Here is a 23184-nt window from a genome sequence, read left to right as displayed (position 1 = left end):
GGTCTTTCTTTTGATGGGGGTGCCGCGCCTGAATGCGTTGCTAAGCACAAAGGGCAGGGGCGTGTACCACGCGCCATACGAATATTCCGAGCTGTTGTTCTGGTCTGATAGTAAGCCCAGATGCTCAGGAGCGTGGCGGTCAGAAAGTAAGCTGTCGCCATCTCAGATCGCCTCGCGCTGTTCCAGCCGCGCCTGAACGATGCCAGCAACCTGCGCAGCCAGAGCGGTGACGGGCGTGCCGCATGCACGCGAGTCCGCCAGCTCTTGCGCCGCATCGGCCAGAATAGTGTCTTCGGCGTCGCGGGCAACGCCGCGCAGGAATTGCGCCGCATAGTCCAATGTGCGGTGATCGTTTGGCCCCGCCAAAACATCCGCGATATGTGCCATGTCGTCCTGATAGGCCATCGGGTCGGGGCGAATGACCTCATCCCGGACCGCGTGCAGGCTGTTGGGGCGGCGATCCTCAGGCAGGCTTTCCAGAATGAACTTCTGAAAGTGGGAAAGTGACTTCAGCGGTTTGTGCAAGAATCCATCGGCCCCGGCCTGCAGCGCGGAGTCCTTTGCGTCATCATCGCCGGACATCCCCAATATGGCGCCAATCCGCGGGCTGGCCTCGGTCAGTTCGGCGATCAATTCGGCACCGGAGCCATCCGGCAGGCCGATATCTACCAGAATGACCGAAGGGCGGTATATCTGCAGATGACGCCGCGCCGAGGTCAGGCAATCCGCGCGCCGGATGCGGGCGCCGCTGTGAAGGCACATCAGCCGGATCGCGTCACAGGCATAGCGGCTGTCTTCGACAACCAGAATGGTTTGACCCAGCAGAGGCCGCGTGGCCGTCGGCTGCGCGGGAGAGGCGAAGGGGCTCGAATCGTCCATGGCAGAACTCCTAATCAGCAGATGCCCCACGCTAGGAAGTTCTGGCTAACACGACGTTAACGGCAATTTGGCGCACTTGTTCTTTGCCCAAACAGCCCCCATAACCGCTGCAACGCAGAACGGAGGAGAGTTCCATGATTGGTCGTCTGAACCATGTCGCCATTGCCGTGCCAGACCTTGAGGCCGCATCCGAGCAGTATCGCAGCGCGCTGGGTGCCAAGGTTGGGGCACCGCAGGACGAACCCGATCATGGCGTGACCGTCGTGTTCATCGAATTGCCCAACACCAAGATCGAACTGCTGTATCCGCTAGGCGATGACAGCCCGATCAACGGCTTTCTGGAGAAGAACCCGGCTGGTGGCATTCACCATGTCTGCTATGAAGTCGACGACATCATCGCTGCCCGCGACCATCTGGAGGAAACCGGTGCCCGCGTTCTGGGGTCCGGAGAGCCCAAGATCGGCGCGCATGGCAAGCCGGTGCTGTTCCTGCACCCCAAGGATTTCAACGGATGCCTGGTCGAGCTGGAACAGGTCTGACCCAAGCGAGGTTGTCATGACGATCACCGCTGCACTGGTCCTGTTTGCCGTCATCTGGTTCATGACGCTGTTGATCGTGCTGCCGATCCGCATCAAGACGCAGGGAGATCTGGGCGACATTGTTCCGGGCACCCATGCGGGCGCGCCGGAAGTGCATCACATGAAGAAAAAGCTCTGGATCACCACCGGGATTTCGGTGGTGCTCTGGGCGATGATCGCCGGGATTATCCTCTCGGGCGTGATCTCGGTGCGCGATTTCGACTGGCTGAACCAGTTGGAGCCGCGTGAATGAGCGTCAGGGCGTAGGCCCTGACAGCTTGTGATAGATATGGGTAAAGGTGGCAGCCCCGAGGATCGGGATCACTAGGTTCACCAGCGGAACCGACAGCGGGATGGCCATCAGGGTACCCGCCAGCCAAATTGTGGGCGTGTGCTTGGCGCGTAGTTTGCGCGCGCCGTCCCGCCCGATGCGGCGCATAGCGGCCAGCGTGAAATACTCTCGGCCCAGCAGGAACCCGTTCATTCCCCAGAAAATGAAGGGCGCCAGTGGCGTGAAAATCGCATAGAGGATCAGTGCCAGCAGGTTGGCGACGATCAACACACTCATGAACTCCGCCGTGTCGCGCATCCCTTCGCTGAACGGGATGCCGGGTACGGCGGGCAATTTGGGATAGTGCTTGTCCTCGACCGCCTGAGCGACCTCTTCCAGAAACATCGAGATGATGGCCGAGGCGACCGGCATCATCAGGAACACCGGCAGGATCAGCACCACGAAGATGCCGGAATAGTTCAACACGTCGTTCAGCCACGGCACGGCACCGATCCAGGGCAGCGAAATCTCGTCGCCCGACAGCCAGTTGATCAACCAGATTGCACCGGCGCAAGCGGCAACCAGCAGGGCAATCGTCAGACCTACTCCGCGCAGCAAGACTGCGCGGAACTTTGGGTCTCCGATCTGGCCAAGCGCTGCAAAGAACGCGTTGAGGATCATCATTCGGTAACCCATTCGGTGATTGCTGCCATATCGGGGCGGGGACGTTCGGGTGGGGTGCTGCCCTCGGTGGCGATATGGATCAGGCCGGCGACGCGTTCGTTGTCCTGAAGTCCAAAGGCCTGCTGACAGAACGCGGCGTCATGAACCTGCCAGCCGGACAGCCAGTTCGCGCCCCAACCGGCCGCCAGCGCGGCGTTCAGAAGCGCCAGACACACGGCTCCGGCGGAATAGGTTTGTTCGATGGCCGGGACTTTTTCCGACGGCTTCTGAACCTCGATCACCGCCACGGCCAGATGGCCCATGTCGAACTGGCTGCGGGCCTTTGCGATGTCCTCGGGAGCTTTGCCCAGCCGCGTGCCACAGTCTTGCGTCAGCGCCGACAGGCGGTCCATTGCGCCCTTCTCGAGAACAATAAAACGCCACGGTTCCAACTTGCCGTGATCCGGGCTGCGGGCGGCGGCGGTCAGCAGGGGCAGCAGCTCTTCGCGTGTCGGAGCCGGAGCGACCAAAGTTTTCGCGGGGCGCGACCGGCGCGATTGCAGAAATTCCAAGGCGGCCGGGTTCTTCAAGGACATATGTTAACTTCCTTTACATGGGCAGTCTGTATCTGGTTGAGCCTCTGGCGCGTTTCAAGTGCAAACAGCTGGAGATGCGGGATCAATTTCATTCCCCGAACGCTCGTGCAAGAGTGTTTGCGAGCAAGAGGAAAAAGATGGCGAAACCAAAACTGCGCGATGTGCCGGACTTAAGCGCCTATGCCACACCCGGCACGGCGATTCCGGTCCGGGTGACGCCCAAAGCGGCGAAAGACAGTATTGTGGTGGATAAGGGCGCAATCCGCATAACCGTGACTGCCCCGCCCGAGAACGGCAAAGCAAATGACGCGGTGCGACGAATACTGGCCACGGCCATGGGCGTGGCCCCGTCCGAATTGACCCTGAAACAGGGGCAGACCGCACGCGACAAGCTGTTTGTCTATGCGCCCTGATCCGGTCTTTCGTGGATCTGATACACGCCCTCGGGCAGGTCCAGCGCGGCGGCCAGATCGCGCACCTGTTCGGGCGACAGGGTTATCTTTTGAATTTGGTCCGTCCGGGGGTCCAATTGCTCAAGCGTCACACATTCGGCGAAGCTGTTGATGACGACATCCTCTTGCAAAGGCTTTTCGCCTTCGTCCACCAGAGTAATGACTGTCGAGTCGAATTCATGCTCAATCGAAAACATGTGGCGAGAGTGCAGGGCAAGGAACTGCAATGCAACCCGTTTCCAACCCAGACCGCAATGGTACAACCTGATTGCTGCGGCTATGCTGAGATCAACGCCTGACCGGCTCAGAGGACACTTGATGCGCTCTTTCTTTTTTCTTTTTGTTTCCCTGCTGTTGTCGGCATGCGCGACGGACAGACTGCGCGTGGCTCCTGCCTCGGAATGGCGTGGGTTCACGTCTGCCGAATCCGCCAGCGCCGCAGTCTTTCGCGAGGTTAACAGCGCGGTGAGCAAAGAGGCCCGAGCAGAGTGTTTGCGACAGGCTCGAGTCGACAATTGCGATTTCACGGTTCTTGTCGATTTGAACCCACGTGCTCAGGCCAACGCGTTTCAGACGCTGGATGACAATGATCAGCCGGTGATCATCTTTACCCGGTCGATGATCCAATCGGCGCAAAACGCCGATGAACTGGCCTTTGTGATGGGGCATGAAGCGGCGCATCATGTTTTGGGGCATATCGACCGGCAATCCAAAAATGCGCAGGAAAGCGCGGCGATCTTCAACGATCTGGGCAAGCTGCACGGCGAAAACGGGAAAGACCTCGAACGTACTCAGAAACTTGGGGCCGAAGTTGGGGTGCAGGTCAACGTGAAGAGATTTGAGCTGGAAGCAGATCAGTTGGGCACCATCATCACTTATAATGCGGGGTACAACCCGCTGATCGGCGCAAAGTATTTCGACCGTCTTCCCGATCCGGCCGATAAGTTTCTGAGCACGCATCCCCCAAACGCAGAGCGGGTTCAGATCGTTTTGGAGACAGCAAGGCAACTGGGGCTATCGCAATGACATCTTTGATACGGCTGGGGGTGATCCTGACAGACCGCGGGTCGAAATATGCCGTTTCGGGTGCGACCGTCAGCACGCGCGCCGATGTCGATGCGGTTCTGCAGGACCTCAAGTCGGACAAGGCTTATGCCAAGGCAACGCACAACACCTGGGCAGCAGTTTTGCCCACGGGAGCGCTCAAGGCGGATGACGGCGAAAGCGGTGCGGGCATGGTGATCCTGCGTATGCTGGAACGCGCCGGGATGGAAAGTCATGTGGTGATCGTCACCCGCTGGTACGGCGGAAAAAAGCTGGGCGGGGATCGTTTCCGCCGGGTGCAGGACGCCACGCGGGCCTATCTGGATCATATTGGAATGGGGCCTTGACCTGAGTCAAAGGCCCATTTGGGGTGTTGAGATATTCTGTTCTGGACGCGACAGAAAGGATCTTCGATGCCCAACCGTGAAGTTCTGAAACTCCATGCCGGTCTGGTGGACCGGATGGCCTCCAAACTGGGGGTGGATTTGCAAGAAGCAGCGATCGGCGGTGACGTGTCGATCGACCAGTTGTCCGACGCTGTGCTGAACTGCACGGACTGCCCGAATCCCGGCCATTGCCTGCGTTTTCTGGATCAACCCACCTTGGTATCCAGAACACCGGAATATTGCCGCAATCAGGAACTGCTTGGCAGGCTCGCCCCCTAACGACAGGAGAGTCCGATGCCGCATCTCGGAGAGATCATGACCCATTTGCGTCTTGTCCTGCATATGGGGCAGGTGACGGGAACGGACATGGTCGAGGCGCATCAGAAAGGGCACCTGACCCAGCAGGACTGGGCAGAGATGATCCAATACTGCCGGGGCTGCAGTTGGGCCAACCGGTGTCCCGACTGGCTGGATCAACATGAAACCGTGGTCGGTGCTCCGCATACCTGCAGCAACCGGCAACGGTTTGCGGCGCTGAAAACAACGCTAGAGCAGGAAAACGCATGAAACGGGTTGCTCTGGGAGATGTCGAGAAACACTTTTGGCTCACCCGATCTGTGGCGAGGTGCATGAACATCTCGCTGACCGAAGCAATGGCCGAAGGTCGACTGTCACCTGATCGATATGCTGAGTTGGTGACTCGCTGCCGGGCTTCGAATTGCAGTGGCCAATGCGCAATCTGGTTGTCGGAACAACAGTCCGAGGCCCGCGCGGCCCCGGATTTTTGCGCCAATGCCGATCTATTAAACGGGTTGAAGTCCTAATCAGACCTTGGAGTGAGTCCCGTCACACAGCGGCGGATTCGTGCTGTGTTTGCACCCACAGAAAAAGACTTTCTTGCTGCTGTCCGCGGTGTATTTGACCGGCTCAAACCCGGTGCCCTTGTGCGATCCGTCGCAAAACGGTTGCCGTTTGGATTGGCCACATGCACACCAGAAATAGCTTTTCCCTTCGGTGACCTCGACCGGGAAGGGGCCTTTTTGCGCGATGGTGGGGCTGTCTGACATGGGGCTACTCCGTCGTTGGCTGGTGTCACCTCAACAGTGTAGAACGATACGTGGAAAACGGTAGCAATTGCTCATAAATCCGCTGTTTCTGAGGGGGTTACGAGCGTGGTTCCGCCTTTAATCACAAGCGCGTGATTGAATTCGTTGCAAAAATACAATCAAGGCCCTATTCTGTGCTCGGCCCCGAATTCTTGGGCAATATCAGGAAATTAATAGAGGAATGACGGACATGAAACTTAAATTTGCTGCCGTTGGTGCATTTGCCCTTGTTTTGGCTGCTTGCTCGCAACAGGAAGAGCCGGCCCCGGTTTACATCACGCCTGAGTACGACAAGTACGGCACACCGAGCTGCCCGGCGGGTACCGAGTTGGCCACGACCGAAGCTGGTCAGACCGTCTGTAATCCGGTCGCACAATAAGAATTCCGCGGGCGGCTTTTACCTGAGCCGCCCGCACAAATATCACCGACACAGCCGCCTGCGGGGCGGTTTTTTCTTGTCTGCAGGGCACGATTCCGGTTTCAGTTTCAGCCAAACAGTCGAGGGCAGATGAGAACCTTTTTTACCCGTCTCAAGGACCGCACCCGCTGGAGTTGGCAGGGCGTCGTCGCCACATGGCACGCGGAATACTCGTTCCGGACATGGGTTTGGGCGAACCTGATATCCGCAGCTTTGGCGCTTTGGCTGCCGTTGGGCGATGGAATACGCGCGTTGATTCTGGTTTTGGGACTGCTTGTTCTGGTAGCCGAATTGTTCAACACCGCGATAGAGCGTGCCGTTGATCACACCTCAACCAACCGTAGTGAACTGGCCGGTCAGGCCAAGGATGCAGCCAGCGCGGCCGTCGCGTTGACAGCCGTGGCCACTGGGGTGGCTTGGATTGTCGGGCTTATCAGCCTGTTCTGAAGAAACGACAGTTTTCCTACCAGCCAAAGTGATAACCCCGGCGCTGAATGCCGTAGTTTTGCGGTATGTGGTAAGGCGAGGCGTGCCTATTGGGGAAACCGCGCGCCGGACGGTGGTGCCGTTTTTTCGGCTTCACGTAATACACCCTGGGCTTGGTCGTTTGATAGTGGACCTTGGGTTTGGGCTTGTGATGATAAACCTTAGCCTTGGGGTAGTAAGCTTTGGGCGCGCCATAGTACCTGTGCACATGGTGCGTGCTGCGAAGATGAAGGCTTAGCTGTTTGGAGCCGATGACTATGAAACCGCCCGAGCTGATGCTTTCAGCAATTGCGGGTACAGTATAAAGCTGGGTCGCCAGAATTACCGCGATACATTTCAGGCCAAAGGGGCGCAGACAGGACATTGAACCCTCCTTCACACAAGGCGGAATGTCCTGTCATGATCCACGAATCGTGCAGAAAAGGCCAATAAACTCGGCTCACGCTTTGCCGAGGCCGGGTGACAGGGTCAGATCAGCTTGCCCCACAGATCGTATTCGCCGGCCTCGTCGACCTCGACCGAGACGATGTCGCCAGGTTTGAGGGTTTCATAGCTTTCGTCGATGAACAGGTTGCCGTCGATCTCGGGGGCATCCGCCTTGGTGCGACAGGTGGCGGCCTCGTCATCGATCTCGTCCACGATCACGTCGATGGTCTGGCCGACCTTCGCCGCCAGCTTGGCCTCGGAAATCGCCTGCGCCTTTTCCATGAACCGTTCCCAGCGCTCTTGCTTGACCTCGGCTGGGACGTGATCAGGCAGGTCATTCGACCGCGCGCCATCTACGTTTTCGTATTGGAAGCAGCCGACCCGATCCAGCTGTGCCTCATCCATCCAGTCCAGCAATGTCTGGAATTCGGCCTCGGTCTCGCCGGGGTAACCGACGATGAAGGTCGACCGCAGGGTAATGTCGGGGCAGGTCGCGCGCCATGCGGCAATCTCGTCTAGCGTCTTGGCGGCCGCGGCCGGGCGGGCCATGCGTTTCAAAACGTCCGGGTGGGCGTGTTGGAAGGGAATGTCTAAATAGGGCAGCACGTTGCAGCCTGCATCTGCCATCAGCGGAATCAGTTCACGAACATGCGGGTAGGGGTAGACATAGTGCAGGCGCACCCAGGCATCGAGCTGCCCCAGCTCGCGCGCCAGGTCGGTGATGTGACTGCGCACCTCGCGATCTTTCCATGGGTTCACATCGTATTTGCGATCCAGCCCATAGGCCGAGGTGTCCTGCGAGATCACCAGCAATTCGCGCACGCCATTGTCGACCAGTTTCTCGGCCTCGCGCAGAACCGCATGGGCCGGGCGGCTGGCCAGCTTGCCCCGCATGTCGGGAATGATGCAGAACTTGCACTTGTGGTTACAGCCCTCGGAAATCTTGAGATAGCTGTAGTGGCGCGGGGTCAGTTGCACACTGGCCGCGGGCAGCAGGTCCACGAAGGGGTCCGGATCGGGCGGGACAGCCGTATGGACGGCATCCAGCACCTGTTCGTACTGATGCGGCCCCGTCACCGCCATGATGCGCGGGTGATGTTCACGGATGTAATCCGGCTCTGCGCCCAGACAGCCGGTCACGATGACCTTGCCGTTCTCCACCAGAGCTTCGCCAATGGCATCCAGCGACTCGGCCTTGGCGCTGTCCAAGAACCCGCAGGTGTTCACAATCACGGCATCGGCTCCGGAATAGTCCGGTGAAATACCGTATCCTTCGGCCCGCAGGCGGGTCAGAATCCGCTCACTATCGACCAGCGCCTTCGGGCAGCCCAACGACACCATACCAATCGTGGGCTGGTTTGGGCGCGGCGTGTCGGTGATCCGGGCAGAGGGTGCCAGGTCGGGGCGGAGGTTTGGCGGGTTCGTGCTCATGGCGCGGCATATAGTGGGGAACGCTTCCCCTTGCAAATGGCGGCTAGGCTTTGAATGATCTTTTCAACGCATGCCCAATAAGCGGAGAGCAGAAAAATGAAGTGGCTGTTGCGCATACTCTTCCTATTCGTGGTCGCCTTCGGCCTTGTCATCGGCGCGTTGTTGCTGATGCCGGGCGACAAACTGGCTGCGATTCTGGCCGAACAGGTCAAAAGCGAGACCGGTCGTGAGCTGAAGTTGACGGGCGATGTGAACCTGTCCTTCTGGCCTGTGCTGGGGATGGAGACCGGCCCGGTCACCTTTGGCAATGCCCCTTGGGCAAGCTCGGAGCCTATGCTGAGTGCCGAAAGTTTGGCCGTTGGGGTTGATGCCGCCGGTTTGTGGAATGGTGATTTTCGGATTCGTCGCGTCTTTGCGGATCAGCCGACTCTGCGGCTGGAACTGTCGGACGGGCGCGGAAACTGGGAGATGAGCGCCGCAAGTTCTCAGCCCAGCTCTGGCAGCAGCGCTGCGCCGTCTGAAGCCTCGGCGCAGGGGGTTGTGACACTGGATCGGCTGGAACTGACCAACGCGCGGCTGATCTATACGGAAAACGGCGCAACAAAGTTCGATTTTTCGAACGTCGACTTGTCTGCCAGCTGGCCCGATCCAGCCGCGCCATTGATAATGGAAGCACGGATGGCCGTTCCGGGTGGCAAGGTGAATGTGGACCTCAGGATACCCGACCTGCCCGCCTATGCCTCAGGTGCTGTCACGCCGCTGGAACTGGCGCTGACCGCGCCGGGCGGCGAGTTTGGATTTGATGGTCGGGTCAACCTTGCCGGAGAGATGGACGGCAATCTGGAAGTCAAAACCAAGGATACGGAAAAGATGCTGGCCGCCTTTGGTCAGGCGGGTGTCGGGGTTCCGCTGGGGCTGGGTCGAGTGGCCGACGTGTCGGGGCATATGACGTATACGAAAGAAGGCCGCGCGTCGCTGCGCAACTTGGTGGCGCAACTGGATCACAACCGATTCACCGGAGAGGCAGATATCGAGATATCGGACCCGCCCAAAATCACGGCGCGTCTGAAAGGCGGGGATATCGACCTGTCCCGCTACAATGATGCGCCCGCAACGGCCGGGGGTGGTTCCGGTACGGCATCTGCATCAGCGCCGGACAGTGGTTGGTCCACCGATCCAATTGATGCCTCAGCCCTTGCACTAGCAAACGGAGAGATTCGCCTGACGGCCTCTTCCATCGCAGTGCCTGAAATAACTCTAGGGCCCAGCGATCTGGCGCTGAGCCTTGACCGGTCCCGGGCTGTTTTGCAAATGAACCCGGCCACTTTGTTTGCGGGGCAGGTGACCGGGCAGGTGGTGGCCAATAACAGAAACGGCTTGTCCGTAGGCGGTAAACTGAATGCGCAAGGCATCGATCTGCAGCAAGCTCTGTCAACGCTTGCAGGGGTCGATCGTTTAACAGGTTCGGGGTCTGGTGATTTCGAGTTTCTGGGTGTCGGCCAGACTGAGGACCAGATCATGCGGTCCCTCAGTGGAAAGGGCGGCCTGAATGTGGGGCAGGGCGTCATATCGGGCTTTGATCTGGATCGCCTGATGGGGCGGGGCAAGGACGCAGGCGGGACGACGGTGTTCAACAGTCTGACCGCCAGTTTCAATATCGATCAGGGTATTCTGACCAACAATGATCTGCTGATGTCGCTGGATAATTTCCGTGCGGACGGAACCGGGCAGGTCAACATTGGGGCGCGCACGATTGACTATCTGTTCACGCCTGTTGCGCTGCGTGCCAATTCCGGTCAGGGGCTCGCGGTGCCAGTTCGGATTGTCGGGCCGTGGAGCGATCCGTCTATCAAGCCAGACCTGAGCAAGGTGATCGAAGCCGCCGCCGAAGGGAAACTCAAGGATATTGAAGACGACGCCAAGCAAAAGGTTCTGGAAAAGGTCAGTGATGAGCTGGGAACCGTGGTGACCGACAGCGAAAGCGCCGAGGACGCTTTGAAAAACAAGCTGGAAGAAGAAGCCAAAAAAGGGCTGCTCAAACTGTTGGGCGGAAACTGAAAAGGGCGCCCTTGGGCGCCCCTTTCCGGATTGGATCAGATCGTCTGGTCGTAGTCGCCGACACCAGGTTCGGTCCGGATCACGGCGTCGATATCCGCGAAAATGGCTCGCATTTCGTCTTCGCTGTCGCTGCTTTCGCAGACCACAACAAGGTTCGGCGTGTTCGATGAGGCACGCACCAGACCCCAGCTGCCATTGTCCAGAATGACCCGCGCGCCGTTGACGGTGACCACCTCTTTGATCGCGCGACCGGCGAATGCCTCGCCCGCGTCGGCCTTGGCGACCAGCTTGTCGACCAGACGCTTGAGAATGTCGTATTTCTCGGTGTCCGCGGCATAGGGTGACATGGTGGGCGTTGACCAAGTCTTCGGCAGCGCCTTGCGCAGGTCCGACATGCTCTTGTCCGGGTTGCGGTCCATCAATTTGCAAATTTCAACCGCCACGCGCATGCCGCAGTCATAGCCGCGCCCGATCGGTTCGGCCAGGAAATAGTGACCGGACTTTTCGAACCCGGCCAGAGCGTTGATTTCCTTGACCCGGCGCTTCATGTGGCTGTGCCCGGTTTTCCAGTAATCCGCCTTGACGCCATGGGCCCGCAATTCAGGGTCGCTGGCGAACAGACCGGTCGATTTGACGTCGGCCACAAAGGTCGCGTTGGGGTACAGCTTGGCCAGATCGCGGGCCATGATCACGCCGACTTTATCGGCGAAAATTTCCTCGCCTTCGTCATCCACAACACCGCACCGGTCACCGTCACCATCAAACCCCAGCGCCATATCGGCACCGCTGGATTTCACGGTTTCGGCCATGTCGTGCAGCATCTCCATTGCTTCGGGGTTGGGGTTGTAGTTGGGGAAGGTGTAATCCAGTCGGTTGTGACTGGGCACGACTTCGACCCCCATCCGTTCGAAAATCTCGGGGGCAAAGGCCGAGGCCGTTCCGTTGCCGGTCGCGCATACAACCTTGAGCGGGCGGGACATTTTGAAATCCCCGACCAGATCGTCGATATAGGCCTCTTTCACGCCTTCAACGAACTCGTATGAGCCGCCCTCGTGCGGAACGCCTTCACCGTTCAGAACGATATCGCGCAGTTCGGACATCTCGTCCGGGCCGTGGGTCAGAGGCCGGTCAAAGCCCATCTTGACGCCCGTCCAGCCGTTCGGGTTGTGGCTGGCCGTGACCATGGCCACCGCTGGGACGTCCAGATGGAACTGCGCGAAATAGGCCATCGGGCTGAGCGCCGGACCAATGTCCTTGACCTGAATACCGGCCTGCATCAGGCCGAGGATCAGGGCGTTTTTGATCGCCAGTGAATAGTCGCGATAGTCGTTGCCAACCGCGATCACAGGCTCGATCCCGCGGTTGCGCATCTGGGTGCCCAGACCCAGACCCAAGGCCGTCATGCCGGGCAGGTTGATCTCTTCGGGGTATTTCCAGCGGGCGTCGTATTCGCGGAACCCGGTGGGTTTGATCATCGGGTCGCGCAGAAAGCTCCAGGTGTTCGGCGTCACCTCGGGGATGGGTTTGGTCATATTATCGCTCTTGATTAAATCTGAATTGGGTTGGCTTTGGCCAATGCATCAAAGCGCATCAATGTGTCAATCAATTGAGGCATTTGATCCAGATAGATCATGTTCGGACCATCGCAGGGCGCGTTGTCCGGATCCTGATGCGTTTCCATGAACACAGCGCCGGTACCAACGGCCACCGCGGCCCGTGCCATGACCGGGGCGAATTCTCGTTGTCCGCCAGACGAACCACCCTGTCCGCCGGGTTGCTGCACCGAATGGGTGGCGTCCATCACCACCGGGTAGCCCGTCTGGGCCATTTGCGGCAGCGACCGCATGTCGGCAACCAGCGTGTTGTACCCAAACGACGAGCCGCGTTCCGTCAGCAGGATGTTCGTGTTCCCGGTGCTTTCGATCTTGGCGACGATGTTGGGCATTTCCCACGGGGCGAGGAACTGGCCCTTCTTGACGTTGATCACGGCACCGGTGTTGCCTGCAGCCAGCAGCATATCGGTCTGGCGGCACAGGAAGGCGGGAATCTGCAGAACATCCACCGCATCGGCGGCAACGGCACATTGCGCCTCGGTGTGAACATCGGTCAGAACCGGGATGCCCATCGTTTTGCGGATGTCGTCCAGAACCTTCAGCCCGGCATCAATTCCCATGCCGCGGGCGCCGGACAGCGACGTCCGGTTGGCCTTGTCGTACGAGGCCTTGAAGACATACTGCGCACCGGCAGCATCGCAGGCCTCTTTCATTTTACCCGCGATCATCTGGGCGTGATCGGCGGTTTCAAGCTGGCAGGGACCGGCAATGATCGTCAGGGGCAGATCATTGCCGACCGTGAGATCGGAGATTTTTACATGTTTCATGTGTCTTACGAGGATACCTGTTCACGAAGGACCGACGCGGTAAGCGAGATCATCAGGTAGATACCAGCAAACAACAGGAAAGCCAAAATCGTATTTTCGAACTTGCGCGGATAGCTGGGTTCTTCGCTGGCGACCGGGTTTACCGAAACAGACAGGTAACGCACTTTGCGGTTGGCTTCGGTCCGTGTGGTTTCCATCTGTTCCATCGCGGTTTGCAGCATCATATCGCGCGCCACCAGGTCGGCCTGCGCCATCTGAATCCGCACGCTCAACCTTGCCAGTGAGTTTTCGCCTGCCGAGACGTCCAGCATTTCTTCGTTCAGATCTGCCAACACAACCTCAAGCCGTTTGATGTCTGCCCGGACACCGTCCACCTTGGCCTGGTTCGGGCGCAGGTTGTCCAGAAGGGCCGCCAGTTGCAGTTCCTTTTCCTGCAACTCGACTTCGATTGCATTGATGCGCCCCCGCAGACCGGCAAGGACGTTTTCCGGGTCAAGAACCGCCCCCTGAAGTTGCAGCTTAATCAGCTCTTCCTGCGCTTTCCTGCGTTCTTCCTGTGCCAGCTCAAACCCGGCCCGTGCGTCGCGCATCTGGTCTTCGCGCTTCAGCTCCGTCAAACCGTTGATGGTTTCCTCGGCGTAGGACAGCAGCAGAGAGGACAGCTCGACCGATATTTCCGGGCTCGGGGCCGCCACCTCCATGCGGATGATGCCATCACTTGGGTCATACCCGATGGTGATCACCCGCTTGAATAGCTTGTAGGTCTCCTCAAGGGTCGCGTCTTGAGGCAGGCGCTGGATCGGGTCAATCCACTCCTGTTTGAAGATTTCCGAGAAGTTGGTGTCGTTCTCAAGCCGGACCAGCGCGTCTTTTGATTCCAGAAATTCCTGCGTGGCGACAGAATCCTGCGCGGTGGCGTATTGAGTGCCTGCCAGAAACCCGCCAAAGGACGCGCCCCCCCCATCCGCCTGCAGGATCGAAAAGGCCGAGTCGCTTGCGTACATCGGTGTCGCAATCCGGTAGAAATAAATGCCGACGATCACGGTTGGAAGCAGTACAAACACGGCCAGCCGCGCGAACAGCGCGAACAGCTTGCGTCTGCGACGGCGCGCGATGTTCTTTTGGATTTCACCGATTTCCAGATTGCGCCGCTCTGCAGGGCTCAGCTCGGGGCCGGGCAGGGTCTGGGGTGTTTCCTTGATCGTCTGCGGCAGTTGGATGGTGATTTTGTCCTTGGCCTTGTCTTCCGCGTCTTTCTTTTCGGCCGCCAGATCCAACAGATTGGCCCGCTCAAAGGGATCAATGCCCTTTTGACGCAACAACCGCACCGCATCGTAATCAGACGTCGCAGCCAGACCGTTCTTCTGCGCCAGGCGCCGGGCTACGCGCAGTTGTCGCCCAGTCAGGCCTTCTCGTTTGATCGCGTCGATATCGGTCGCTGGTTGCGCGTCATTTGCGGCCTCGGGCGGTTGCGTAGCCTTTCTGATGCGCGAAATTGCATCGGCCCGTGCGTTCGCCGAGTCCGCGCCCTGGCGGTCACGTCGCCAGCGATATTTCTTAGCCTTGGGTTTGGTAGTCATATAGCTGTCGTGCCTCTTCCAAGGTTTCGAACATGTAAAGCTGACCGTCCAGAAGTACGGCGGCCTGCTGTGCAAATCTCTCCAGAACGGCGGGGCTGTGCGATACGATGACCAGGGTCGTCGTGCGCAACCGTTCTTTCAGGATGTCGCCCGCTTTCCGGTTGAACTCCACATCCGTTGTCGCCGGCATCCCTTCGTCAATCAGGTACATGTCGAAATCCAGCGCCAACATCAGAGCGAAGGTGAAACGCGCCCGCATTCCGGAGGAATAGGTTCCTAGCGGTTGGTCGAAATACTCACCCAGACCACACAGCCATTTGCAGTACGCCTCGATATAATCGGGATCCATGCCGTAGATTTTTGCGATGTAACGGGCGTTTTCTAGCGCAGAAAGCTTCTTGGCTACGCCGCCCGAAAACCCCATCGGGAACGAGATCCGGCAGGATTTGCGGATCACACCTTCGTCGGGTTTTTCCAGCCCGGCCATCATGTTGATCAGGGTCGTCTTGCCAGTGCCATTGGGGGCCAGAATGCCGATGGACCGGCCAAGCTCGATCCGGAACGAGACCTGATCCAGGATCACCTTGCGGCGGGTCCCGGTCCAGAAGGACTTGCTGACATTCTCGAACTCAAGCATTCAAGGCCTGCTGCTCTTGCGTTTGTTGCACCGATCGGGCCGGCGAAGGAACGGAAAACTTACCGATCCATGTTGGCTACATTATGTCGAATTGTGAAACAAATGATCAATGCGCGTGAAACCGACCATTCGGCACTGTGACTAATGCATCGGTTGGACCGCGGCAACGCGTTGACTATCTTTCACTTCGACCGTCAACCAGTTTGATGCAGGAAATCTTGCGATCTGATGAATTCGCTGCAGAAAGAGATTGAAGCCTGCCGCATTTGCGCGGACAGATTTCGGGCCACGCATACGGCGCATCAGCCGCGCCCGGTGGTGTGGTTCCGGCAGGGCACACCTCTGCTGATTGCAGGGCAGGCACCAGGCGCGCGGGTTCAGGCCTCGGGCCGTCCGTTCACCGATCCGTCCGGTGATCGTTTGCGCGACTGGCTGGGGATTGATGAAACCGTGTTCTATGACCGTTCCCGCGTGTCGATTGTGCCGATGGCGTTCTGTTTTCCGGGATATGACGCACGCAAGGCCGATCTGCCGCCGCCGCCGATCTGTGGGCAGACATGGCACAACAGGGTAATGAACGAACTGGGGCAGGTGCCGCTGACCGTTCTGGTCGGCGGGCACGCGCATAAGTATCACCTTGGTGCGCGCGGTTCGGTCACGGACACGGTGCGGGGCTGGCAAGACCATGCGCCGCAGGTCTTTCCCTTGCCTCATCCGTCCTGGCGCAATACGGCATGGTTGAAGAAAAACCCGTGGTTCGAGGCCGAGCTGCTGCCGGTTCTGCGCGCGCGGGTGAAAGAGGTTTTGAATGACTGACACAACCGCCCTTGATACTGCCCACGCCGCGATGGAGGCCAACCCGCAGGACGACGCGGCGCGGCTGCGGTTCTTTGAACGGCTGGCCGACAGCGAGCTGTTCCTGCTGCTGGCCGAAGAGGCGCAGGATGAAAACATCACGCCGGAACTGTTCGATGTTGCCGATGGCCGGTTCGTTCTGGCCTTCGACCGCGAGGACCGGCTGGCCCGTTTCGCCGAACGCCCAGTGCCTTATGTGGCTTTGTCCGGGCGGGTGCTGTCGGGGATGCTCGCAGGGCAGGGGATTGGTCTGGGGTTGAACCTTGAGGTCGCGCCGTCCTCGATGCTGATCCCGGCCGAAGCGCTGGGCTGGTTAGCCACCACGCTGGAACATGCACCAGAAGAGGTGCAGCAACGACTGGCCGAGTTCCTGCCCCCGGTTGGCCTGCCGGATGATCTTCTGCAGGCGTTGGACGCGAAGCTGGCAACGGCCGTTGGCTTGGCCGAGGCCGCGTTTCTGGTCGGAACCAAATCAGTGGACGGAGGCGCGGGACATCTGCTGGGGTTTGTCGGCGCGGTTGAGGGGGCTGAGCCTGCATTGGCCAAGGCGGCCTCGGAGGCGCTGACTTTTTCAGGTATCGAGGCCGGGGCGATGGATGTGGGCTTTTTCAGCCCACACGACGTAGCCGCAGCCGCGTTGGCGCGTGTCGGTCTGAAATTCGATTTGCCGCAACCCGAACAAAGGGTCGTTCAACACATCACACCGGGCAGTGATCCGGACAAGCCGCCGATTCTGAAATAAGCAGACCCCACAACCGGTCAGGTTGCGGGGCCGTGCTTTGTTATTCCGCTGCGGCTTCCAGCTTGTCCTGCGTGCGGGTTTCAAAGTCGCTGGCGTCGTGGCGCTCGTGCAGTTGAGTATGCGGCTCACCAAACGCGCGGTTGACCATACGGCCGCGCTGAACGGCGGGCCGCGCATCGACGGCCTTGGCCCAACGCATCACGTTTTTATAGGATTCTACATCCAGGAACTCGGCCGCGCTGTACAGGCGGCCCAGTACGAGCTGGCCGTACCAGGGCCAGATCGCCATGTCGGCGATGGTATAGTCCTCACCCGCGATATAGGTGTTGTCGGCCAGTTGACGATCCAGCACGTCCAGCTGACGCTTGGTTTCCATAGCGAAGCGGTTGATCGGGTATTCCCATTTCTCGGGCGCGTAAGCGTAGAAATGGCCGAACCCGCCGCCCAGATACGGCGCGCTGCCCATCTGCCAGAAGACCCAATTCATGACCTCGGTCCGCTCGTGGCCGGATTTCGGCAGGAACGCGTCGAACTTTTCAGCCAAATGGAACAGGATCGAGGCACTTTCGAAGACACGCACGGGCGCGTCGCCCGAGCGATCCCACAGCGCGGGGATTTTCGAGTTCGGGTTCGCCTCGACAAAGCCCGAGCTGAACTGGTCGCCCTCGCCGATATTGATCAGCCAGGCATTGTATTCGGCGCCTTCGTGACCCAGTGCCAGCAGCTCTTCTAGCATCACGGTCACTTTGACACCGTTGGGGGTCGCCAGCGAATAGAGTTGTAGCGGATGGCGCCCGACCGGCAGGTCCTTGTCATGGGTGGCGCCAGAGATGGGGCGGTTGATATTGGCAAACTGGCCGCCGCTTTCGCTGTCCCAGGTCCAGACTTTGGGAGGCGTGTATGGGGATTGCTCGGTCATCTGTTGTCTTTCTCAGCAAAGTTCGGGTGAATTGTCCGTCCGCCACAACAGCTAATGTTGCAAAGCGCCGAGTCCAACCCCGTATGTCAAAGAGGTTTTGTAACAAATGGGTGCGAACCTTTCACGTTTCTTCATCCGACCTCACAGCGGCGCGAGCGGGACTGCCCATCAGTGCGAAAATACCTATTCTCTCAGCAACGCCCAACCCAAAGGACAAAAGGATTGACCATATGAAACGCTTTGCCCTGACTTTTGCGACTGCTCTGACCCTTGCTGTTCCGGCTTTTGCCGGGGATCAATACGTGGACGGCACCGGGTTTGCCGTGTCGGGTTATGACGTTGTTGCCTACCGCAGTCTGGATCAAGTGCCGGTTGGCCAGTCCCAGCCCGAACCGGTACGTGGTCATGCTGATATCACGGCAGATTACAACGGTGCGACCTGGGCATTCTCGACCGAAGAGAACCGCGACAAGTTCCTTGAAAATCCAGCTTATTATGCGCCGCAGTATGACGGGCATTGCGCCTACGGCGTATCGAAAGGCGGCAAAGTGCCGGCAAACCCGAACCTGTGGCGGATCGTCGATGACAAACTGTATCTGAACATCACTGATGTAGTTGTCGGTTTCTGGGAAGAAGACGTTCCGGGCAATATCAATCTGGCCGAGGGTAACTGGCCCGGGATTGAAGGCGATGCTGCATCGACCAGCGTGATCCCCAAATTCACCTCGGAAGGTCCGGTAGCGAATTAAGTCACCACTCATGAAGAATGAACCCGGCTGTCACCAGGCCGGGTTTTTCGCTGTCAGCTGGCCAGCCAGAAGTCGTCGCGCATCTGCTGATCCGCGTCGAACTTGATCCGGACGCTCTTGGCGCCGGGGAATTTGCGTGCCGTGATCGTTTCCGGAACCACAACCTCGCCCGCGCCAGTGTCGTTGGACTGAAAGCTCAGCACCTCGGTTTCCATTCGCCGGGCCGAAGCCAGGAACGAAGTTGGCAGCGCTATCCGGTTCGACCCTTCCTGCACCGGGGTCGAGACAAAATAGGTCAGATGGCGGCCATAGAACCCGACCGCATCAGGGACATGGTCCGCATCGGTCGTGCCCTGCGAGTTTGGGTTTGATCCGTTGCTGTCCGGATCGTGCGCCAGAGCATTATTCAGCAACATGCGGCATGCGTCGATGTCGGTGCTTTCCAGTTCGATCACGCGCTTGCGCAGCTTCGGTCGTCGGGGCCCGCCGGTAGTTTTCCCTTTGGTGGTCAGCCCTTCGCGGCGCAAAAAGTCATAAGCCTCTTTGGCCCGCGCAAAATGAGTGCAGTCGCCGTTTCTGTGATCAGGATGAGCGCGAAATGCGATATGACGCCAGGCATCCCGGATATCGTCGGACCCTGCTGTCTGGTCCAAACCCAGAGCCGCCAGTGCATCAGCGCGTGCATTTATCTTTTCGACAGGCTCCATACCCAAAACAACTCTTTAAAAAAACACCACAACCTCAATTTGAAGAGGTGCTGGGTTTTGTCAAATTTTAGCGGAATTTTATTGCTATTTCAGGGACAGTTGGTTTGGGCGTGCCCAATTGTTCACGCTTGACCTGCGGCTGCCAAGCGCAACGCAACAAAAAAGCCCGGAGCCTGAGCAGGATCCGGGCAAAAGTGACCAACAGGAAGGTTTTAAGCGACGTTCTGCAGTTCGGCCCGTGGCGTGATACCCAGTGCAAAGCACACATCACGTGTCAGTTCCGGGCGATTCAACGTGTAGAAGTGCAGCTTGTCCACGCCGCCATCGATCAGGTCAGAACACAGCTCGGTGCATAGGGCGGTGGCCAGCAGATCCTCACGATCATCGCGAATCGCCTTTTCAAAGGCGTGTTCGATCCAGTCGGGGATATGTGTCCCGCAGCGGCGGGCAAAATTGCGGGCGCCCTTCCAGTTTTCGATCGGCAGGATGCCGGGCACGATGGGCTTGTCGATCCCAGCCTTTTCGCAGGCATCGCGGAACCGGAAAAACGTCTCGGCCTCAAAGAAGAACTGGGTCAGGGCCTCGTCTGCACCAGCGTCCAGCTTGGCCTTGAGCCAGTCGATGTCGGCCTGGAAATCCTGTGCTTCGGGGTGCTTGTCGGGATAAGCGCCGACGCGGATGCTGAACATTTCGGTCTCGGCCAAGGCTTCGATCAGTTCGACCGAATTGGCAAACCCGTCGGGATGGGGCGCGAACCGGTCCTGACCTTTGGGCGGATCGCCGCGCAAGGCGACAATGTTCTGAACTCCGGCGCGTGCGAAGGTGTCGGCGATTTCCAACGTCTCCTGACGCGAAGCGTCAACACAGGTCAAATGCGCGGCGACCGGCAGTCCGGATGATTTGTGCAGCGTCGCCACTGCATCGCGCGTCAGCTCTCGGGTTGTGCCTCCCGCGCCATAGGTGACCGATACAAAGCGCGGCTCCAGCGGCGCCAGGGTCTGAACCGTATCCCAAAGACGGAACGACGCCTCCAGCGTTTGCGGCGGGAAGAACTCGAATGAAATCTCAGGTGTCGTCATATCTGCCTCACAGGTCCAATCTGGGGCCCTTGTGCCAGTTCCTGCATTGTGAGACAAACTCATATTACTCAAGAACAACATGAGTCTCATTGCAATGCACATCGAATTCCGGCACCTGCGTACGATCAAGGCCATACACGAATGCGGCGGGCTGGCCCGTGCGGCAGATCAGCTGAACATCACGCAATCGGCTTTGAGCCATCAGATCAAAGGGTTGGAGGATCAGGCCGGGGTCGAGCTGTTCCTGCGCCGGTCCAAGCCGATGAAGCTTTCAGCGGCGGGGCTGCGCCTGTTGCGGCTGGCGGAGCAGATCCTGCCGCAGGTCGAGGCAACCCAGCAGGAGTTTTCATCCCTGCGCGACGGGCGTGCCGGGCGGATGCATATCGCCATCGAATGCCACGCGTGTTTCGAATGGCTGTTCCCGGTGCTGGAATCGTTCCGCAAATCCTGGGGCGATGTGGATGTCGATATCCGTCCCGGTCTGGCCTTTGACGCATTGCCCGCTTTACAAAAAGAAGAGGTCGATCTGGTTGTCTCGTCTGACCCCGAGGACCTGCCGGGCGTCGAGTTCATCGAGCTGTTCGACTATGACGCGGTTTTCGTTGCCGCCTCGTCGCACCCCTTGGCGCAGAAGGATTACATCGAGGCCGAGGATTTCCGGGGCCAGACTTTGATCACCTATCCGGTCGAACGCACCCGACTAGATATCTTCAGCCAGTTGCTGATCCCGGCGCGTGTTGAGCCCGCGACAGTCCGGCAGGTAGAGCTGACCGCGGTGATCTTGCTGCTGGTGGCCTCGAACCGGGGCGTTGCAGCGCTGCCCGACTGGGTTGTGCGCGAGGTAAAGTACAACTCGGACTATGTCACCCGCCCGTTGACCAAGGACGGGATTACCCGCACGCTATACGCGGCGGTGCGGACCGAAGACCTTGAAAAACCCTATGTGCAGGAACTGATCGAACTGGCCGGAGCAGAGGCGCGCAAGCTGCAAGAGCAATAGGCAGCAAACGCGGGTCTGCTATGCGCATCATTCCTCTTGGCAAGGGCGCATTGCCCCAGTATACGCGCGGTTTGACCGGACAGGAGCCTTTGGACAATGGTTGGCAGTGCAAACCTCAACATCATGATCAAAGCCGCGCGCAAGGCGGGGCGTTCATTGGTCAAGGATTTTCGTGAAGTCGAGAACCTTCAGGTGTCGATGAAAGGCGCGGGTGACTTTGTCTCCAAGGCCGATATTGCAGCCGAGGAAATCCTGAAAGAGGAACTGCTGGGCGCGCGTCCGACTTATGGCTGGCTGGCCGAAGAGGGCGGCTCCATCGCCGGCGAAGACCCGACCCGCCGCTGGATCGTGGACCCGCTGGACGGCACCACCAATTTCCTGCACGGCCTGCCGCACTGGGCAATCTCGATCGCGCTGGAGCACAAGGGCAAAATCGTTGCCGGTGTGATCTATGACGCCGCCAAGGACGAGATGTTCTTTGCCGAAAAGGGCGAGGGCGCGTGGATGAACGATACCCGTATCCGTGTCTCGGGTCGCCACCGCATGATCGAGTCGATCTTTTCGACCGGATTGCCCTTTGGCGGCCGTTCAGATCTGCCCGCGACGTTGCAGGATCTGGCTCGCCTGATGCCGGCCTGCGCCGGTGTGCGCCGCTGGGGCGCTGCCGCGCTGGACATGGCTTATGTGGCTGCTGGCCGTTACGAAGGCTTCTGGGAACGCCGTCTGAACGCTTGGGATGTTGCGGCCGGAATCATCATCGTGAAAGAGGCGGGCGGTTTCGTACAGGCCTTGAACCCCGAAGGCAGCGTGCTGGAGGATGGTGAGGTGATCTGTTCGAATGAGCCGATCTTTGATCAATTCGCCAAGGTGATCCGGGGCTGATCGCCCGAAATACCCGTTGAACTAGCGCGCCCCGTTCGAGGCGCGCGTTTGTATCTCAGCGAAGGGCAGATGCCCCAATCAAAGGGCTGAGTCCTATTTGCGCGGGACGCGCGGAATGCGGGACTGCGACAGCTTGTATTTGTGCTCGGGGTGGGGCGGGTGACCGTGGGTGCGGCTCCAGTACTCTGGCCCGCCGCGTTTCAGCCAAAGTGGGATGCACAGGATCAGGCCGACAACAAACCCGCCTGTATGCGCCCAATAGGCGACGCCGCCTTCATCCGGGTTGCTGGCAAGGCTGCCCACGAACTGGATGCCCAGCCAAATGCCCAGCATGATAAAGGCCGGTATGGTGAAGACCCGAAAATACACGATCAGGATCAACAGGACGTCTACGCGGGCCTTTGGGAATAGCAGAAGGTAGCCCCCCATCACCCCAGCGATTGCACCCGACGCACCGATGGTCGGCACCACCGATTCCGGGGCGGTGACGACATGGATCAGACCCGCACCAATGCCGGCGATCAGATAGAACAGCAGAAAGGGCAGATGGCCCATCTCGTCTTCGAGGTTATCTCCGAAGATCCATAGAAACAGCATATTACCCGCCAGATGCATCCAGCCGCCGTGCAGGAACATCGAGGTCAACAGTGTTTCCAGCGCAAACCCGTCGGTGATCCGCGCAGGGATGACCGCGTAGTCGAAATAGAACCGGTTCATGAACTGATCGTTGCCCATGAACCCCACATAGCTGAGGAAAATCAGGATATTGGCCGCCATCAGAAGATAGACGACGTATGGCGTGCGCCCCGAGGGGTTATGGTCACGGATCGGAAACATGGGGGGACGCTGGGCTTTTCCCG

Annotated in this window: 31 protein-coding genes; 16 read left to right on the top strand and 15 right to left on the bottom strand. The window is 59.0% G+C overall.

The features are described from left to right. Positions 1-162 precede the first annotated feature (162 nt). Positions 163-879: a response regulator gene (locus GOX63_RS10440; RefSeq protein WP_170545663.1), complete on the bottom strand. Its 717-nt coding sequence runs from the start codon at positions 877-879 to the stop codon at positions 163-165. 134 nt (positions 880-1013) lie between these two features. On the opposite strand from GOX63_RS10440, the gene mce reads away from it, so the two are divergent. Next, positions 1014-1418: a methylmalonyl-CoA epimerase gene (gene mce, locus GOX63_RS10435; protein WP_170545661.1), complete on the top strand. Its 405-nt coding sequence runs from the start codon at positions 1014-1016 to the stop codon at positions 1416-1418. 16 nt (positions 1419-1434) lie between these two features. Beyond that, entirely contained in the window at positions 1435-1710 is a 276-nt protein-coding gene (locus GOX63_RS10430) for a DUF1467 family protein (protein WP_170325900.1), read from the top strand. Between the two features lie 3 nt (positions 1711-1713). Here the strand turns inward: GOX63_RS10430 and GOX63_RS10425 are convergent, their stop codons facing one another. Together GOX63_RS10425 and GOX63_RS10420 are read right to left on the bottom strand one after the other, a co-directional pair. Further along, on the bottom strand, positions 1714-2409 hold the full coding sequence (locus GOX63_RS10425; RefSeq protein WP_437436610.1) for an EI24 domain-containing protein: 696 nt from the start codon (positions 2407-2409) through the stop codon (positions 1714-1716). Beyond that, positions 2409-2987: a nitroreductase family protein gene (locus tag GOX63_RS10420; protein ID WP_170325898.1), complete on the bottom strand. Its 579-nt coding sequence runs from the start codon at positions 2985-2987 to the stop codon at positions 2409-2411. The genes GOX63_RS10425 and GOX63_RS10420 overlap by 1 nt, the downstream gene beginning before the upstream one ends. A 137-nt stretch (positions 2988-3124) precedes the next feature. Here GOX63_RS10420 and GOX63_RS10415 point away from each other — a divergent pair, with 137 nt between their 5' ends. After that, complete coding sequence (locus tag GOX63_RS10415; protein ID WP_170325897.1) at positions 3125-3400, top strand: DUF167 domain-containing protein; 276 nt, start codon at positions 3125-3127, stop codon at positions 3398-3400. On the opposite strand, the gene GOX63_RS10410 is transcribed toward GOX63_RS10415, so the two are convergent. Then, the gene (locus GOX63_RS10410; RefSeq protein WP_170326025.1) at positions 3388-3636 is read right to left on the bottom strand and encodes a hypothetical protein; all 249 of its coding nucleotides are present in this window, start codon (positions 3634-3636) and stop codon (positions 3388-3390) included. The genes GOX63_RS10415 and GOX63_RS10410 overlap by 13 nt on opposite strands. A 121-nt stretch (positions 3637-3757) precedes the next feature. Here GOX63_RS10410 and GOX63_RS10405 point away from each other — a divergent pair, with 121 nt between their 5' ends. The 5 genes from GOX63_RS10405 to GOX63_RS10385 all read left to right on the top strand — a co-directional run bounded on the left by GOX63_RS10405 (position 3758) and on the right by GOX63_RS10385 (position 5693). Next, positions 3758-4465, top strand: coding sequence for a M48 family metallopeptidase (locus GOX63_RS10405; RefSeq protein ID WP_170325896.1), 708 nt, complete (start codon positions 3758-3760; stop codon positions 4463-4465). Next, positions 4462-4830: a YigZ family protein gene (locus GOX63_RS10400; RefSeq protein WP_170325895.1), complete on the top strand. Its 369-nt coding sequence runs from the start codon at positions 4462-4464 to the stop codon at positions 4828-4830. The genes GOX63_RS10405 and GOX63_RS10400 overlap by 4 nt, the downstream gene beginning before the upstream one ends. Before the next feature lie 66 nt (positions 4831-4896). Next, the gene (locus GOX63_RS10395; RefSeq protein ID WP_170325894.1) at positions 4897-5148 is read left to right on the top strand and encodes a DUF6455 family protein; all 252 of its coding nucleotides are present in this window, start codon (positions 4897-4899) and stop codon (positions 5146-5148) included. Positions 5149-5163: 15 nt separating this feature from the next. Further along, a complete protein-coding gene (locus GOX63_RS10390; RefSeq protein ID WP_170325893.1) occupies positions 5164-5436 on the top strand; it encodes a DUF6455 family protein in 273 nt (90 codons plus the stop codon). Beyond that, a complete protein-coding gene (locus tag GOX63_RS10385; RefSeq protein ID WP_170325892.1) occupies positions 5433-5693 on the top strand; it encodes a DUF6455 family protein in 261 nt (86 codons plus the stop codon). Before GOX63_RS10390 ends, GOX63_RS10385 begins: the two co-directional genes overlap by 4 nt. On the opposite strand, the gene GOX63_RS10380 is transcribed toward GOX63_RS10385, so the two are convergent. Further along, positions 5694-5936 (bottom strand): CDGSH iron-sulfur domain-containing protein, encoded by a 243-nt coding sequence (locus tag GOX63_RS10380; RefSeq protein ID WP_170325891.1) that lies wholly within the window; start codon positions 5934-5936, stop codon positions 5694-5696. It abuts the gene before it with no gap. A 229-nt stretch (positions 5937-6165) separates the two neighbouring features. On the opposite strand from GOX63_RS10380, the gene GOX63_RS10375 reads away from it, so the two are divergent. Next, positions 6166-6354: a hypothetical protein gene (locus GOX63_RS10375; RefSeq protein ID WP_170325890.1), complete on the top strand. Its 189-nt coding sequence runs from the start codon at positions 6166-6168 to the stop codon at positions 6352-6354. A gap of 129 nt (positions 6355-6483) precedes the next feature. Further along, positions 6484-6840, top strand: coding sequence for a diacylglycerol kinase (locus GOX63_RS10370; protein ID WP_170325889.1), 357 nt, complete (start codon positions 6484-6486; stop codon positions 6838-6840). Between the two features lie 16 nt (positions 6841-6856). On the opposite strand, the gene GOX63_RS10365 is transcribed toward GOX63_RS10370, so the two are convergent. Together GOX63_RS10365 and rimO are read right to left on the bottom strand one after the other, a co-directional pair. Next, positions 6857-7243 (bottom strand): hypothetical protein, encoded by a 387-nt coding sequence (locus GOX63_RS10365; protein ID WP_170325888.1) that lies wholly within the window; start codon positions 7241-7243, stop codon positions 6857-6859. 104 nt (positions 7244-7347) lie between these two features. Next, the gene (rimO, locus tag GOX63_RS10360) at positions 7348-8736 is read right to left on the bottom strand and encodes a 30S ribosomal protein S12 methylthiotransferase RimO (protein WP_170325887.1); all 1389 of its coding nucleotides are present in this window, start codon (positions 8734-8736) and stop codon (positions 7348-7350) included. 96 nt (positions 8737-8832) lie between these two features. Here rimO and GOX63_RS10355 point away from each other — a divergent pair, with 96 nt between their 5' ends. After that, positions 8833-10794, top strand: a complete 1962-nt coding sequence (locus GOX63_RS10355) for an AsmA family protein (protein ID WP_170325886.1) — start codon at positions 8833-8835, stop codon at positions 10792-10794. A 35-nt stretch (positions 10795-10829) separates the two neighbouring features. On the opposite strand, the gene GOX63_RS10350 is transcribed toward GOX63_RS10355, so the two are convergent. From GOX63_RS10350 to GOX63_RS10335, 4 genes are read right to left on the bottom strand one after another with little or no spacing between them, the layout of a single operon-like run. Next, positions 10830-12326, bottom strand: coding sequence for a phosphomannomutase/phosphoglucomutase (locus GOX63_RS10350; RefSeq protein ID WP_170325885.1), 1497 nt, complete (start codon positions 12324-12326; stop codon positions 10830-10832). 14 nt (positions 12327-12340) lie between these two features. Then, on the bottom strand, positions 12341-13174 hold the full coding sequence (gene kdsA / locus GOX63_RS10345) for a 3-deoxy-8-phosphooctulonate synthase (RefSeq protein WP_170325884.1): 834 nt from the start codon (positions 13172-13174) through the stop codon (positions 12341-12343). A 5-nt stretch (positions 13175-13179) separates the two neighbouring features. Then, entirely contained in the window at positions 13180-14754 is a 1575-nt protein-coding gene (locus GOX63_RS10340; protein ID WP_170325883.1) for a capsule biosynthesis protein, read from the bottom strand. After that, a complete protein-coding gene (locus GOX63_RS10335) occupies positions 14732-15391 on the bottom strand; it encodes an ABC transporter ATP-binding protein (RefSeq protein ID WP_170325882.1) in 660 nt (219 codons plus the stop codon). The genes GOX63_RS10340 and GOX63_RS10335 overlap by 23 nt, the downstream gene beginning before the upstream one ends. A 228-nt stretch (positions 15392-15619) precedes the next feature. Here GOX63_RS10335 and GOX63_RS10330 point away from each other — a divergent pair, with 228 nt between their 5' ends. After that, positions 15620-16207 carry a uracil-DNA glycosylase family protein gene (locus GOX63_RS10330; RefSeq protein WP_170325881.1) on the top strand — a complete coding sequence of 196 codons (588 nt, stop codon included), beginning with the start codon at positions 15620-15622 and terminating at the stop codon, positions 16205-16207. Then, entirely contained in the window at positions 16200-16988 is a 789-nt protein-coding gene (locus GOX63_RS10325; protein WP_170325880.1) for an SseB family protein, read from the top strand. The genes GOX63_RS10330 and GOX63_RS10325 overlap by 8 nt, the downstream gene beginning before the upstream one ends. Positions 16989-17028: 40 nt before the next feature. Here GOX63_RS10325 and yghU read toward each other — a convergent pair whose 3' ends face one another. Then, the gene (yghU, locus tag GOX63_RS10320) at positions 17029-17907 is read right to left on the bottom strand and encodes a glutathione-dependent disulfide-bond oxidoreductase (protein WP_170325879.1); all 879 of its coding nucleotides are present in this window, start codon (positions 17905-17907) and stop codon (positions 17029-17031) included. Positions 17908-18137: 230 nt separating this feature from the next. Here yghU and GOX63_RS10315 point away from each other — a divergent pair, with 230 nt between their 5' ends. Then, positions 18138-18656 (top strand): YHS domain-containing (seleno)protein, encoded by a 519-nt coding sequence (locus tag GOX63_RS10315; RefSeq protein WP_170325878.1) that lies wholly within the window; start codon positions 18138-18140, stop codon positions 18654-18656. A 53-nt stretch (positions 18657-18709) separates the two neighbouring features. On the opposite strand, the gene GOX63_RS10310 is transcribed toward GOX63_RS10315, so the two are convergent. After that, complete coding sequence (locus GOX63_RS10310; RefSeq protein ID WP_170325877.1) at positions 18710-19363, bottom strand: DnaJ domain-containing protein; 654 nt, start codon at positions 19361-19363, stop codon at positions 18710-18712. Between the two features lie 212 nt (positions 19364-19575). Next, positions 19576-20442: a methylenetetrahydrofolate reductase [NAD(P)H] gene (gene metF, locus GOX63_RS10305; RefSeq protein WP_170325876.1), complete on the bottom strand. Its 867-nt coding sequence runs from the start codon at positions 20440-20442 to the stop codon at positions 19576-19578. A gap of 94 nt (positions 20443-20536) precedes the next feature. On the opposite strand from metF, the gene GOX63_RS10300 reads away from it, so the two are divergent. Together GOX63_RS10300 and GOX63_RS10295 are read left to right on the top strand one after the other, a co-directional pair. Beyond that, positions 20537-21442 carry a LysR family transcriptional regulator gene (locus GOX63_RS10300; RefSeq protein ID WP_170326024.1) on the top strand — a complete coding sequence of 302 codons (906 nt, stop codon included), beginning with the start codon at positions 20537-20539 and terminating at the stop codon, positions 21440-21442. Between the two features lie 96 nt (positions 21443-21538). After that, positions 21539-22324, top strand: coding sequence for an inositol monophosphatase family protein (locus tag GOX63_RS10295; RefSeq protein ID WP_170325875.1), 786 nt, complete (start codon positions 21539-21541; stop codon positions 22322-22324). 93 nt (positions 22325-22417) lie between these two features. Here GOX63_RS10295 and GOX63_RS10290 read toward each other — a convergent pair whose 3' ends face one another. Continuing rightward, complete coding sequence (locus GOX63_RS10290; protein ID WP_170325874.1) at positions 22418-23161, bottom strand: rhomboid family intramembrane serine protease; 744 nt, start codon at positions 23159-23161, stop codon at positions 22418-22420. Positions 23162-23184: the final 23 nt, after the last annotated feature.

Origin of the sequence: Ruegeria arenilitoris (assembly GCF_013031355.1) — a bacterium.
In the GTDB taxonomy this organism is placed as follows: Bacteria; Pseudomonadota; Alphaproteobacteria; order Rhodobacterales; family Rhodobacteraceae; genus Ruegeria; species Ruegeria arenilitoris_C.
The sequence above is the reverse complement of the archived record's forward strand: the minus strand, read 5'-3'. Positions and strand labels throughout refer to the sequence as shown.

Coding starts and splice junctions, on each gene's coding strand:
- GOX63_RS10430 (WP_170325900.1), top strand. CDS start 1,435: ATGACGATCACCGCTGCACTGGTCCTGTTTGCCGTCATCTGGTTCATG.
- GOX63_RS10365 (WP_170325888.1), bottom strand. CDS start 7,243: ATGTCCTGTCTGCGCCCCTTTGGCCTGAAATGTATCGCGGTAATTCTG.
- GOX63_RS10395 (WP_170325894.1), top strand. CDS start 4,897: ATGCCCAACCGTGAAGTTCTGAAACTCCATGCCGGTCTGGTGGACCGG.
- GOX63_RS10290 (WP_170325874.1), bottom strand. CDS start 23,161: ATGTTTCCGATCCGTGACCATAACCCCTCGGGGCGCACGCCATACGTC.
- metF (WP_170325876.1), bottom strand. CDS start 20,442: ATGACGACACCTGAGATTTCATTCGAGTTCTTCCCGCCGCAAACGCTG.
- GOX63_RS10340 (WP_170325883.1), bottom strand. CDS start 14,754: ATGACTACCAAACCCAAGGCTAAGAAATATCGCTGGCGACGTGACCGC.
- kdsA (WP_170325884.1), bottom strand. CDS start 13,174: ATGAAACATGTAAAAATCTCCGATCTCACGGTCGGCAATGATCTGCCC.
- GOX63_RS10350 (WP_170325885.1), bottom strand. CDS start 12,326: ATGACCAAACCCATCCCCGAGGTGACGCCGAACACCTGGAGCTTTCTG.
- GOX63_RS10440 (WP_170545663.1), bottom strand. CDS start 879: ATGGACGATTCGAGCCCCTTCGCCTCTCCCGCGCAGCCGACGGCCACG.
- GOX63_RS10400 (WP_170325895.1), top strand. CDS start 4,462: ATGACATCTTTGATACGGCTGGGGGTGATCCTGACAGACCGCGGGTCG.
- GOX63_RS10370 (WP_170325889.1), top strand. CDS start 6,484: ATGAGAACCTTTTTTACCCGTCTCAAGGACCGCACCCGCTGGAGTTGG.
- GOX63_RS10325 (WP_170325880.1), top strand. CDS start 16,200: ATGACTGACACAACCGCCCTTGATACTGCCCACGCCGCGATGGAGGCC.
- yghU (WP_170325879.1), bottom strand. CDS start 17,907: ATGACCGAGCAATCCCCATACACGCCTCCCAAAGTCTGGACCTGGGAC.
- GOX63_RS10425 (WP_437436610.1), bottom strand. CDS start 2,409: ATGATCCTCAACGCGTTCTTTGCAGCGCTTGGCCAGATCGGAGACCCA.
- GOX63_RS10420 (WP_170325898.1), bottom strand. CDS start 2,987: ATGTCCTTGAAGAACCCGGCCGCCTTGGAATTTCTGCAATCGCGCCGG.
- GOX63_RS10295 (WP_170325875.1), top strand. CDS start 21,539: ATGGTTGGCAGTGCAAACCTCAACATCATGATCAAAGCCGCGCGCAAG.
- GOX63_RS10355 (WP_170325886.1), top strand. CDS start 8,833: ATGAAGTGGCTGTTGCGCATACTCTTCCTATTCGTGGTCGCCTTCGGC.
- GOX63_RS10375 (WP_170325890.1), top strand. CDS start 6,166: ATGAAACTTAAATTTGCTGCCGTTGGTGCATTTGCCCTTGTTTTGGCT.
- GOX63_RS10310 (WP_170325877.1), bottom strand. CDS start 19,363: ATGGAGCCTGTCGAAAAGATAAATGCACGCGCTGATGCACTGGCGGCT.
- GOX63_RS10330 (WP_170325881.1), top strand. CDS start 15,620: ATGAATTCGCTGCAGAAAGAGATTGAAGCCTGCCGCATTTGCGCGGAC.
- GOX63_RS10380 (WP_170325891.1), bottom strand. CDS start 5,936: ATGTCAGACAGCCCCACCATCGCGCAAAAAGGCCCCTTCCCGGTCGAG.
- GOX63_RS10390 (WP_170325893.1), top strand. CDS start 5,164: ATGCCGCATCTCGGAGAGATCATGACCCATTTGCGTCTTGTCCTGCAT.
- GOX63_RS10415 (WP_170325897.1), top strand. CDS start 3,125: ATGGCGAAACCAAAACTGCGCGATGTGCCGGACTTAAGCGCCTATGCC.
- rimO (WP_170325887.1), bottom strand. CDS start 8,736: ATGAGCACGAACCCGCCAAACCTCCGCCCCGACCTGGCACCCTCTGCC.
- GOX63_RS10300 (WP_170326024.1), top strand. CDS start 20,537: ATGCACATCGAATTCCGGCACCTGCGTACGATCAAGGCCATACACGAA.
- GOX63_RS10335 (WP_170325882.1), bottom strand. CDS start 15,391: ATGCTTGAGTTCGAGAATGTCAGCAAGTCCTTCTGGACCGGGACCCGC.
- GOX63_RS10385 (WP_170325892.1), top strand. CDS start 5,433: ATGAAACGGGTTGCTCTGGGAGATGTCGAGAAACACTTTTGGCTCACC.
- GOX63_RS10410 (WP_170326025.1), bottom strand. CDS start 3,636: ATGTTTTCGATTGAGCATGAATTCGACTCGACAGTCATTACTCTGGTG.
- GOX63_RS10315 (WP_170325878.1), top strand. CDS start 18,138: ATGAAACGCTTTGCCCTGACTTTTGCGACTGCTCTGACCCTTGCTGTT.
- GOX63_RS10405 (WP_170325896.1), top strand. CDS start 3,758: ATGCGCTCTTTCTTTTTTCTTTTTGTTTCCCTGCTGTTGTCGGCATGC.
- mce (WP_170545661.1), top strand. CDS start 1,014: ATGATTGGTCGTCTGAACCATGTCGCCATTGCCGTGCCAGACCTTGAG.